Raw genomic sequence first — 11,450 nt, 5'->3', positions numbered from 1 at the left:
GGCGAGGCCAGAGTGGCCGTCTACGTGGGGCTCAACGTCGAGCACTTCCTGCTCGACCAGCCCTCCACCAGCATCTGGCCGGGTACGGCCGAGCTGACTCCCGACGCCCTCAACTACGGCTGGCGCGACTACGGCGCGCGGGTAGGAATCTGGCGCACCATCGAAAGCCTCGACCGACATGGCATTCGCCCCAGCGTGCTGCTGAACTCGGCGGTCATCGACAACCACCCGCAGATCATCGAGGCCGGGCTGCAGCGCAACTGGACCTGGCTCGCGCACGGCCGGACGAATTCGATCCTGCACACCGCGATGGCCGTGGACGAGGAACGCCTGCTGCTCGCCGACATCGCCGATGCCATCACCGGTGCGACCGGCAGCCGGCCACGCGGGTGGATGGGGCCGGGTCTGACCGAAACGCATCACACCCCGGAACTGTTGGCCGAGCTCGGATTTGACTACGTCCTCGACTGGACCAATGACGACCAGCCGTACCCGCTGACCGTGCCGGGCATGATCAGCGTCCCGTACTCGGTGGAGCTCAACGACCTACTGCTCTTCGCGAAGGGCACAACCGGTCCGGAGTTCGTCCAGATCGTCAAGGACCAGTACGAACAGCTGCACGCCGACTCCGCCACCAGCGGGCGAGTCATGGCGCTGGCATTGCACCCGTTCGTCATCGGACAACCGTTCCGGCACAAGTACCTCGACCAGGTTCTCGGCTACCTGGCCGCGCAATCGGACGTCTGGCTGACCACCAGTGACGACATCGCCACACACTTTCGCGAGCAAGGCTGACGACGTCTTCGGCTCAGCAAGATTCAAATCTCCACGTGCGCGAAGTGGCCGATGGCGCGGTAGCCCAGGCGGGTGGCCGTGTGGTTGGCGCGCGGCGCCCCGTCTGGCGCCGGTACCTTCGAGCAGGTCATGAGCGCCACTCCGCTGGCAGTACTCGACCTGGTGCCGGTCTCGTCGGGATCAACGCCGACCGAGGCACTGCGCAACAGCATCGATCTCGCACGGCACGCCGAGCAATTCGGCTATACCCGCTACTGGTTCGCCGAGCATCACCTCAATCCCGGTGTCGCAGGCACCTCACCCGCCGTGCTGCTGGCGCTGACCGCCGCCGAGACCTCGACGATCCGGCTCGGCTCGGGGGCCCTGCAGATGGGGCACCGCACGGCCCTGTCCAGCGTGGAGGAGTTCGGTCTGCTGGATGCGCTGCACCCCGGTCGATTCGACCTCGGTCTTGGTCGTTCCGGCGGCAGGCCCGCCGCGCCGAGCCCGACTGCCGAAGCCGCACGCGTGCCGCAGGCGGTGGTGAACGGGCGCGCGCCCAACGGCCTGCCGATCCCCGCGCCGTTCGATCCGACGCCCTTGCTGAAGTCGCCACGCATCGCCATGCAGAAGGCGCTGTTGCAGTTGCCCGACGCGAAGGCGCAGGACTACACCGAGCAGGTCGGCGACATCCTCGCCCTCATCGCCGACGTCTATCGTTCCGCCAACGGCGAGCGGGCTCACGTCGTACCGGGCCGCGGAGCCGACCTTCAAGTCTGGATCCTCGGCAGCAGCGGCGGTGAGAGTGCACTGGTCGCGGGGCACAACGGGTTACGGTTCGCCGCCAACTATCACGTCGCCCCGGCCCGCATTCTCGAGGCCACCCGTGGTTACCGGGCCGCGTTTGCACCGTCGGCCGATCTCGCCCGACCCCACGTCGCGGTGTCGGCCGACGTCGTCGTCGCCGAGGACGAAGCCACCGCACGGGAACTCGCCACGGGCTACGGGCTCTGGGTACGCAGCATTCGTACTGCCGAAGGGGCGATCCCCTTCCCAACACCCGACGAAGCGCGCACCCACACCTGGACCGACGAGGACCGCGCCCTCGTCGCGGATCGCATCGACACCCAGTTCGTCGGCTCCGCGAGCCAGGTCGCCGATCAGCTGGAGCGGCTGCGTGACGCCACTGAGGCGGACGAGCTGATCATCACGACGATCACTCACGATCACGTCGACCGGGTGCGGTCCTACGAGCTGCTTGCCGACGAGTGGGCCCGTCGCTGAGCCCCGCCCAGATCTGATCGCCACGATTGTTTCCGCTGGAATTAGAATCAGCGCACACCAAAGGGTGCCCGCCTGTGTCGATCTGATCGAACATTGACCATGGGTTCTCACAGGCGATCAGTGGCGATCATCGGAGCAGGCCAAACCGGAGTCTCCGCCGCAGTTGGATTCCTCAACGCCGGCTTCGAGGTGACGCTCTTCAGCGACCGGGATCAGCACAGCCTGCGCGACGGCGCCCCCGCGACGGGCACCGCGGTGACCTTCGCAGTCGCTCAGGCGGCGGAGCGAGAGCTGGGCCTCGACGACTACGCGAGCCGCGCCCCGCGCGTGACGGGCCAGAGCACCCAGATCTTCAGCGGTTCTGGCGCCGAGCGCAAGGACGGCCTCGACTTCGACGTCAGCTACGGCGGGATCCGGGCCGTCGGGGTGGACACGCGTCTGAAGGTCGACGAGCGGCTCAACGAATTCATCACCAGGGGAGGCCGCTTCGTCATCTCGGCAATCTCCGGTGATTCTCTCGACGACGTTGCGGCCGCGCATGACCTCACGCTGGTGGCGACCGGACGGGGTGGCCTGTCCAAACTGTTCGCGGTCGACGAGTCCCGCACCGTCTACGACAAGCCGCAGCGGACCCTTCTGATGCTCACCGTCGCCGGTCTGGGCCACGGTCCCGACGTCTTCGCCCACCGAGGCTCGGCAGGCGGCGAGCACAACACGTTTGCGATCAGCTCCGAACAGGGTGAGCTCTGGTGGGGACCGTATCTGCACAAGGATGCCGGCCCGGTCTGGTCGTTCCTGGGCTTCGCCAAACCGGGCAGTGACTGGGAGCAGCGATTCGCCGCCGCCGACGGCGCCACCTCGGCGCACCGCATCGTCACCGACGTGCACCGCGACTACGTCGACTGGGATCTGCCAGAGGTCTCGGCCACCAGCGTCATCCGAGGCGATCGGCACTCCTGGCTGCGCGGTGCGGTGACCCCGACGGTTCGTCACGCCGTGGGCATCACCGCGAACGGCCACCCGGTGCTGGCCCTCGGTGACACCGCGATCTCCTTCGACCCGATCGGGGCACAGGGCGCCCAGGGTGGTCTCATTCAGGCCGCTCAACTGGTGGCGGCCGCCAGGGACCACACCGGCCGCTTCGACGAGGAGTGGCTGCACGATCGGTTCGAGCACTTCTGGTCGACGCGCGGTGCGGCGGCGGTGCTCGTGACGCGACTGTTCCTCGGTGATCCCGAGTTCGCTCCGTACGGGCAGTTGTTCTTCCCGGCCGCGTCCGTCAGCCCGGAGTTCGGCGCGGCGCTATTCGGCTTGCTGTCGGATCCGAAACCGTTGTTGCGGACCGGCTCACGCCGCGCTGCGCGTGACTTCATCGCCGAGGTGTCAGGTGAGCCCGCCGACGATCTGCTCTCGAGGGTGCCGCAGGCGCGGTTCGAGTACTCGACGTACGGTCAACGATCATCGGTACGGCATTCGGTGGCATAGCCGCGCGGTTCGTCTCGCCGCGTCTACCTCAGGACCCTGCGGTACCCGCGGAGACGGCCGATGGGCTGAACTTGCCGCGCCAGTGCCTGGCGGGATGTCGATCGGGCAGCGCGGACCCGGCTCGGAACAACTTGTCCCGCAGCGTCCCTGGTGCGTACTCGGATTGCGCCAACCCTCTGGCCTGAAGCTCGGGGACGACGTGCTCGATGAAGTCCTCGAAGCTTCCCGGCGTGGTGATGTAGCGGATGTTCAGTCCGTCGATGCCCGCGTCCTGCCACACCTCCAAGGCGTCGGCGATCTGCTCCGGGGTGCCAACGACGCGGGTGGACTCCTGCTGCTGGCGGATCAAGTCGGCGATGGTGGGATTGGTACCCGGTGGCGCTGCGGCGATGAGCGATTCGATCGTGCTGCGCGTGCCCTGGACGTCGGCAGCCAAATCGCCGATCGGGGTGTTGTGATCCAGACCGCCGAAGTCGATGCCGATGCCACCGCTGCGGTGCGCGATCAAGCCGTCGACGCTCAGGAACTCGTCGAGTTCGGCGGCCCTGGCCTTGGCCTCGGCCTCGGTGGACCCGACGACGAAGGACATCCCCTGGAAGAACTTGACGTCGTCACGTCGGCGACCCGCCGCCACCGCACGGTCGCGGGTGTCGTCGATGACGATGCGAGCGCCCTTCGGGGAGGCGGAGTTGATGAACACGCCCTCGGCATGGCGTGCCGCGAATGTTCTTCCTGCCGTAGAGGTTCCGGCCTGGAAGATCACCGGTGTGCGCTGCGGCGACGGGAAGCTCAGGTGAGGTCCCTCGACCGAGTAGCGCCTGCCGACGTGGTTGATCTTGTGCACCCGGTCCGGGTCGGCGTGAATCCCGCGTTCGCGATCGCGGATCAGGGCGCCGTCGTCCCAGGAACCCTCCCACAACTTGTAGACGACCTCGGTGTACTCCTCGGCCCACTCGTAGCGGGCGTCGTGCTCCTCGCGTTCCGGCAGTCCGAAGTTGCGTGCCGAGTTCTTCAGCGCACTGGTCACGACGTTCCAGCCGATGCGACCCTTCGACGCATGATCGAGCGTGGATATCTTGCGCGCGAACGAGAACGGATGATCCTGCAGCACCGAGCTCGTGATGACCAGGCCGAGATGTTCGGTGGACAATGCCAGCGCGGACACGATCGCCGAGGGGTCGTGATTGGGGATCTGAAGCCCCTCGCGGAGATAGGTCTCCCATCCGCCGCGGTAGTCGTCGTACACGCCGACGACGTCGGCGAAGAACACGGAATCGAACTTCCCGCGCTCGAGCAGCTTGACCAGGTCCACCCACACGTCGAGCTGATCGAACTCCACGCTGCGTGTTTCGGGGTTGCGCCACGACCCATAGGACACGTGGGTGGCGGTGTTCATGGTGAACGCGTTGAGGATCAACCGCGGACGGGTCATGTCTCTCTCCTACTGTCGCAATGACGGTCTGGTTGACGTGCAGGTGCCCGGTTCGCTCACCGCGCCACTCCCGTGTCGGCGGGTACCGCGGGGTTCGGCAGGCCTGGCGTGTTGGTGCCAAGGCGGTCCCGCAACAGCTCGCCTGGGATGGCGCTCTCGTCGCGGAAGATGCCTCGCTCTCGAAGCAACGGAATCAGATCGTCGGCGATGCGGCTGAAGCTGGACCCGCCGAGCAAGATGAAACCGTCACACGCGCCCTCGTCGATCCACCGCTCGATGATCTCGGCGGCGGCGTGGGCAGTGCCGACGATCTGGAAGTGCCCGAACGAGGTGGCATACCGCACCAGGAAGTTGCGAAGCCGCGCATAGGCGCCGGTTTCGATCCAGCTCCGATAGATCAACGCACGGCTGACCCGGCGCCCGTGCTTCTCGAGTTCCTCCCGATCCGGAAAACGGTCGAGGGGGATGGCGTCGTCCAATCGGAGGTCCGACAGATCCAGACCGGGTACTTCATACGTGATCGCCTCGCGCGCACGCTCCAGGTCGAGCTCGGTGAGTTCCGATTGATAAGCAGCCCAGGCTTGCTCGTCGTCGTCGCCGAGGTAGATCCGAACTCCGGGCAAGACCTTCAGATCGTCGGCGCGCCGTCCGTGCGCCACCACGGCGGTCTTCAGCGTTCGGTAGTAGGTCCGGCCTGCCTCGATGTCGGGGCTGGCGACGAAGACGACCTCGGCGGACTCGGCGGCGAACTCGATGCCGATGTCCGATGCCCCCGCCTGCGCAATGAGCGGAAAGGTCTGCGGGCTCGGCGGCAGGTCGAGGGCCTGCTTGACGCGGAAGTGCTCGCCGGCCCACTGCACGTCGTTGATCCGGTCGGTGTCGGCGTAGACCTCGGCCTGTCTGTCGGCGATGATCGCGTCCCGGTCCCACGACGACCACAGCGCCTTGGTGACGGCCAGGAATTCGCGGGCCCGGCGGTAACGGTCCGAGGGTGAGGGGATTTCGGCATAGCCGTAGTTCGACTCACCGTTGAACGACGTCACGACGTTCCAGCCGGCGCGGCCGCCCGAAAGACGGTCCAGCGAGGTCAACTCGCGCGCCACGGTGTACGGCTCGCAGAACTGGGTCGACAGCGTGATGACCAGTCCGATGCGTTCGGTATGCGCTGCGAGGAAGGCCGCCAGGGTGATCGGTTCGAACGCGCGAGGGCCGGAGTACCTGATCTGCGTCCGGTTCAGCCCGGCGAAGTCGGCGATGAAGACCGCGTCGAAGCCGAGCTGCTCGAGATCCCTGGCGAAGTGCGCCTTGGCGCGGTGATCCTCGTTGGACGCGGTGCCGTCGCCCTGCTTCCACCGCGGGAATCGATCGGTGAAGTGGAACTCCGAGGAGACGAAGAACACCGACGGCGCCCTCCCATCGATGGCACCGGGACCGGACGTGTCCGACGTCATTGCGCCGCCAGGGCCAGCCGCGCCAGCCGTCGACCGGGGACGGCATCGAGCAGCGCCTTGGTCTCCGGCTGCCGTGGGGTGTCGAACACGGTTGCCGTGTCACCGCTTTCGATCACCCGTCCCGACTTCAGGATGACGACGCGGTGAGCCATCCGGCGGACGACCGACAGGTCATGGGAGATGAAGAGGTAGGTGAGGCCGAGTTGCTGCTGCAGGTCGAGTAGGAGCGCGATGATTTGGTCCTGTGTCACGACGTCCAGCGCCGAGAGAGGTTCGTCGAGCAGGACCACCTCGGGTCGGACGACGAGCGCCCTGGCGATGGCGACCCGCTGGCGTTCGCCTCCCGAGAGTTCGGAAGCGCGGCGGTCCAGTTTCTCCCGGGTCAGGCTGACGTTGTCCAGTGCCGTCGATATCCGCAGTTCGCGTTCGCGACGGTCGCGCACACCGTAGGACTGCAGCGGAGTTTCGAGGATCTGCTGCACGGTCCAGCGCGGGTCGAGTGCGGAATCCGGATTCTGGTAGACGAACTGGATTTCCCGCCAATGCGCGCGTCGGGCCCGCTGAGCCAGGCTGGTGACGTCGCGTCCAAGTGCCTTGACCGTCCCACGGGTGGGCTTCGTCAGGCCGATGATCATCTTGGCCGTGGTCGACTTGCCCGACCCGGATTCGCCAACCAGTGCCAACGTCTCACCGCGGCGGACGGTGAAACTCACGTCCTCGACAGCGACGTGCTTGGTTCGGCCCGAGACACGAAACTCCTTGGTGACGTTCGAGACTTGGATGACGTCGTCGCCACCGTCGGCACCGTCGGCATCACCGTCCTGCGGAGTGCGGACCGGTTCCGGCCGTGCGATGGCGCCGATTCGGCGGACCAGTCGGGCGGCGTACTCGGATCGCGGCGAGCTGACGATCTCCTCGACCGGTGCGTCTTCGACGACGGCGCCGTTGCGCATCACCACCACGCGCGACGCGTGGTCGGTGGCCACGCCGATGTCGTGAGTGACGAACAGAACCGTCGTCCCGTGCTCGGCCACCAGCCGATCGAAGACACGCAGCACATGGCTTTGAACCGTCACGTCGAGCGCGGACGTCGGTTCGTCGGCCACCAGCAGCGCCGGATTGAGACCGAAGGCGATCGCGATGAGCACGCGTTGTCGCATCCCGCCCGACAGCTCGCCGGGGTATTGCTTCAGCCGTCGCTCCGGGTGGTCGATCTCGACCTGAGCCAGCAGCTCGACACACCGCTGCCTGACCTCCTGCCTGCTCAGCTTCTCCTTCTTCAACTCGAAGATCTCCGCAAGCTGGGATCCGACCGTGCGCACGGGATTCAGCGACGCACCTGGATCCTGCGGCACCAAACCGACGGTGCTGCCCCTGATCCGACTCCACTCGCGCTCACTCAGACCCAACGTGCTGCGCCCACCCAGGGTCAGCGACGTGGCGGTCAACGCCGCCGACGGCGGAAGCAATCCGACCACCGAGTTCGCCAGTGTGGTCTTGCCAGAACCGGATTCACCGACCACGGCGACGAATTCACCCGCGGACACGCTCAGGTTGACGTGATCCAGCGCGACCTTGGGCCTGGCGCCGGGGGAGCCGCCGGGGTAGGTCACCACCAGGTCGGTCAGTTCGAGCAGGCGTTCTGCCATGTCGCGTTCTCCAGGTCAGATGTGGTTGGACTTCAGCACTCGCCGGCTCACCACGCCGAGCGCAACGATGACGAGCAGGATCACCGCGCCGGGCAGCGAGGTGAGCCACCAGGCGGTCGCCAGATAGCTCCGGCCCTCCGCCACCAGCAGACCCCACTCCGGGGTAGGCGGTGGCGCGCTGTAGCCGAGGTAGCCCAGCGCCGAGATCGCCAGGATCGCCGCGCTGAGGTCGATGACGGCCAACGCGACGATGGCGCCCACCGCATTCGGCACGATGTGGCGGCGGATCACCGACCATCGCGTCTCACCCGAAAGGAACGCGGCTTCGACGTAATCCAGTGCGCGGACGCGCAACACCTCGGTGCGGAACACCCGCGCGAAGATCGCAATCGAACCGATCCCGACACCGAGGCCCACCGAAAGGGGGCCAGGGCCGTAGGCCGTGACGATCCAGATGGACACCAGGAAGGCGGGCAGGGACAACAGCACGTCGCTGATCCGCATCCCGACGGCGTCCACGACCGGGCCCGACACGCCGGCCAGAATCCCGAGGATGCTGCCGACGACCAGACCGACGGACACGGCGAGTCCCGCGGTCAGGATGGTGTGCGAGGTTCCGAAGATCACCCTGGCGAGCACGTCGCGGCCGAGGTGATCCGTGCCGAACCAGTGGGCGACGCTCGGCGGCTGGAACTTGTCGAGGTGGTTGCCCGTCAACGGATCTTGGTCGGTGAACAGGCCAGGGACCAGAGCCCACCCGACGACCAGGATCAGCAGGGCCGCGGACAGCCGCACCGACCACGGCGTGGCGAGGAAGGCCGAGCGAACGGCCTTGCGCGCCCGGGCCGTCGGGTCCTGCGGTCGGGTGTCGAGATCGCCGGTCAAGTGAACCTACCCAGTCGCGTGTTGAAACCCCGCCGCTGCATCTTGGTGACGCGTGGATCGAGGATCGGGTACACCAGGTCCACCAGGAGATTTGCGCCGACGATGACGACCGTCGTCAAGAGCACCAGCCCCTGGATGAGCGAGATGTCCTGATTGGAAACCGCCTGCAACAGGACGGTTCCCAGCCCCGAACGGGAGAACACGGTCTCGGTGATCACCGAGCCGCCGAGGAGGGCCCCGACGGTCGTCGCCGTCACGGTCAACGCCGGACCGGCCGCATTCTTCAGAACGTGCTTGCGGATGACCCACCCCGGGGTTCCACCCTTTGCCCTGGCGGTGTTGACGTGGGGCAGGGCAAGCGTCGCCTCGGCGTTCTTCAGGAGCACCTGTGCGATGGGGGCCGAGATGGGCACGGCGAGCACGAGTGCCGGAATGAGCAGCGATGCCAAGGACCCGTCCGGAAAGAGTGAGAACAGGCCCAGCTGCACCGAGAAGATCTGCAGCACCACCAAACCGAGCCAGAACGTCGGGATGGCGCTGAACAGCGATGGGATGCTCCGGATGAACGTGCGGAGCCATTCGACCCTGCCGGTCGTCGCCAGCAGGACGATGGTCAGGGCGAAGGCGAGGGCCAGCACCGTCGCCGTCGAGGCCAGCTTGAGGGTCTCGCCGATCACACTGCCGATCCGGTCGGTCACCGCCTGCCCGCTGGACAGGGAGAATCCGAATTGGCCGTGCAACACCTGATTCAGCTGTGCGAAGTACTGAACCCAGACGGGTTTGTCGTAGCCGTAGAACTCCTTGACCTGCGCGACGATGTCCGGGTTGAAGGAGCTGTCGCCCTTGGCCACGAAGATCGACACCGGATCGGTTGGCAGAATGCTGACACCCCAGAAGATGACGGTGAACGCGAGCAGCAGAACGATCACCGACTGACCGACCCTGGCAAGGACGTATCTCAACATGGACGGCTAGCGCTTCCACGCACTTTGGAATAGCGGTTCGGTGTAGTTGGTGAAATCCACGTGGACGTTCGGAGCGGCCGCATGGACCTGGACCTCGTCCCACAGGACGAGGGCTAACTGATCGTCGATGATCTTCTTCTGCTCGCGGGCGACGACATCCTTGAGTTTTGCTGGGTCCGTGGCCTTCAGTTCCTCGTTCGCCAAGGCGACCAGGTCGTCGTTCTTGGCGAACGTCAGGTTGCCGTTGTCCCGTCCGAACAGCAGCCCAAGACCGATGTTGTATCCGGTGCGGGTGCCGAGCAGGGGCGTTGACGGATCCGTATTGGCTTGATTGAACAGCGTGGTGTCGCCGGCCCTGTTGACGAGTGCGACACCGAGGTCACGCCAGCCCGCCTCGATGAACTCGAATGCGGGGCGGAACACGACACTTTGGTTCGACGCCGCCAACGTCACGTTGAGCTTCTTGCCGTCCTTCTCGCGAATGCCGTCGGACCCGACCTTCCACCCGGCCTCGTCGAGCAGGCTGGCTGCCTTCTTCGGGTCGTACCCGATGTCGGCGCTCTCGTCGGCGAACAGCGGATCATCGTGTCCGAGAACGGAGTCGCTGGCGTGGTAGCTGTCAGAGAGGACCGTATCGACCACGGCCTGCCGGTCGATGCCGAGTTGCAGCGCACGGCGCACTCGTACGTCGTCGACGAGCTCGTTGTTGACCCGGAACGCGACGAGGTTCACGGTCAGCGCGGGCGCGGCGACCGGAATGACCTGGAAGCCGCCCCCCGAGAGGGCGGCCTCATCGGTCGGCTGGATGCCGCGCGCGAGATCGACCTGCTTGGACTGGACGGCACCCGCGCGGAGGCCGGGCTCGCCGATCACTCGGACGACGAGCTTGTCCAGGTAGGCTGCGCCCTTATTTGGCGAGGACGCCGGAGGCCACGCATAGTCCGGCCGCTTCTTGAGCACGACCTCCTGATCGGGAACCTGTGATTCGTAGACGAACGCACCCGAACCGACGACGTTCTCGATCTTCGATTGCCCGTCGTAGTCACGGGCCAGGGTCGAGAGTCCGCGGATGCCCGCGCGGCCGTTGGCCGCCACGTTGTAGAAGTTCGTGTTGGGGCGGTCGAGGAAGACCGTGACGGTGTTGCCGTTGACTTCACTGCGGTCGTAGCCGACGAAGTCGCTGAAGGCCGGGATCTTCTTGCTGGGATCACCCTTGCCGAGCTGGTCGAAGTTCGCCTTCACGACGTCGGCGTTCAGCGGTGTCCCGTCACTGAACGTCACGCCGTCGCGGATCTTGAACGTGTACTGCGTCGCGTCGTCGTTCCGCGAGAACTCCTGAGCCAGCCAGCCCTGGACCTCGCCCGTCTTGGGATCGATGTAGACCAGCCGGTCGACCACCTGGAACAGCAGGTTGGCGGTGGTGTAGTTGGTGCTCAACGCGTCGGTGACGAACTGCACGTCCGAGAACACCAGGGTGCCGCCCTGCTGGGGCTCTCCACTCGGACCCGAAGTCGAGCTGGCCGAT

9 protein-coding genes are annotated in these 11,450 nt (G+C 66.3%); 3 read left to right on the top strand and 6 right to left on the bottom strand.

Annotation, left to right across the window (positions count from 1 at the left end):
• The 3 genes from ACRDUX_RS07750 to ACRDUX_RS07740 form a co-directional block, all read left to right on the top strand.
• A partial coding sequence (locus tag ACRDUX_RS07750) for a polysaccharide deacetylase family protein (protein ID WP_526412594.1) occupies window positions 1-795 on the top strand: 795 nt, incomplete at its 5' end.
• Between the two features lie 129 nt (window positions 796-924).
• On the top strand, window positions 925-2,058 hold the full coding sequence (locus ACRDUX_RS07745; RefSeq protein WP_526412592.1) for an LLM class flavin-dependent oxidoreductase: 1,134 nt from the start codon (window positions 925-927) through the stop codon (window positions 2,056-2,058).
• A gap of 99 nt (window positions 2,059-2,157) precedes the next feature.
• On the top strand, window positions 2,158-3,543 hold the full coding sequence (locus ACRDUX_RS07740) for a styrene monooxygenase/indole monooxygenase family protein (protein WP_526412590.1): 1,386 nt from the start codon (window positions 2,158-2,160) through the stop codon (window positions 3,541-3,543).
• A gap of 28 nt (window positions 3,544-3,571) precedes the next feature.
• Here ACRDUX_RS07740 and ACRDUX_RS07735 read toward each other — a convergent pair whose 3' ends face one another.
• The 6 genes from ACRDUX_RS07735 to ACRDUX_RS07710 all read right to left on the bottom strand — a co-directional run.
• On the bottom strand, window positions 3,572-4,975 hold the full coding sequence (locus tag ACRDUX_RS07735; protein WP_526412588.1) for an LLM class flavin-dependent oxidoreductase: 1,404 nt from the start codon (window positions 4,973-4,975) through the stop codon (window positions 3,572-3,574).
• Between the two features lie 56 nt (window positions 4,976-5,031).
• The gene (locus tag ACRDUX_RS07730) at window positions 5,032-6,426 is read right to left on the bottom strand and encodes an NtaA/DmoA family FMN-dependent monooxygenase (protein WP_526412586.1); all 1,395 of its coding nucleotides are present in this window, start codon (window positions 6,424-6,426) and stop codon (window positions 5,032-5,034) included.
• Window positions 6,423-8,075: an ABC transporter ATP-binding protein gene (locus ACRDUX_RS07725; protein WP_526412584.1), complete on the bottom strand. Its 1,653-nt coding sequence runs from the start codon at window positions 8,073-8,075 to the stop codon at window positions 6,423-6,425. Before ACRDUX_RS07725 ends, ACRDUX_RS07730 begins: the two co-directional genes overlap by 4 nt.
• 15 nt (window positions 8,076-8,090) lie before the next feature.
• Window positions 8,091-8,870, bottom strand: a complete 780-nt coding sequence (locus tag ACRDUX_RS07720; protein WP_526412596.1) for an ABC transporter permease — start codon at window positions 8,868-8,870, stop codon at window positions 8,091-8,093.
• Between the two features lie 86 nt (window positions 8,871-8,956).
• On the bottom strand, window positions 8,957-9,925 hold the full coding sequence (locus ACRDUX_RS07715) for an ABC transporter permease (protein WP_526412582.1): 969 nt from the start codon (window positions 9,923-9,925) through the stop codon (window positions 8,957-8,959).
• Between the two features lie 6 nt (window positions 9,926-9,931).
• On the bottom strand, window positions 9,932-11,450 hold a 1,519-nt coding region (locus tag ACRDUX_RS07710; protein ID WP_526412580.1), incomplete at its 5' end, for an ABC transporter substrate-binding protein.

Source organism: Mycobacterium sp., from assembly GCF_050701675.1.
Taxonomy (GTDB): Bacteria; Actinomycetota; Actinomycetes; order Mycobacteriales; family Mycobacteriaceae; genus Mycobacterium.
This window is presented reverse-complemented; position numbering and strand designations above follow the sequence as displayed.

Coding starts and splice junctions, on each gene's coding strand:
- ACRDUX_RS07725 (WP_526412584.1), bottom strand. CDS start 8,075: ATGGCAGAACGCCTGCTCGAACTGACCGACCTGGTGGTGACCTACCCC.
- ACRDUX_RS07735 (WP_526412588.1), bottom strand. CDS start 4,975: ATGACCCGTCCGCGGTTGATCCTCAACGCGTTCACCATGAACACCGCC.
- ACRDUX_RS07715 (WP_526412582.1), bottom strand. CDS start 9,925: ATGTTGAGATACGTCCTTGCCAGGGTCGGTCAGTCGGTGATCGTTCTG.
- ACRDUX_RS07740 (WP_526412590.1), top strand. CDS start 2,158: ATGGGTTCTCACAGGCGATCAGTGGCGATCATCGGAGCAGGCCAAACC.
- ACRDUX_RS07730 (WP_526412586.1), bottom strand. CDS start 6,426: ATGACGTCGGACACGTCCGGTCCCGGTGCCATCGATGGGAGGGCGCCG.
- ACRDUX_RS07745 (WP_526412592.1), top strand. CDS start 925: ATGAGCGCCACTCCGCTGGCAGTACTCGACCTGGTGCCGGTCTCGTCG.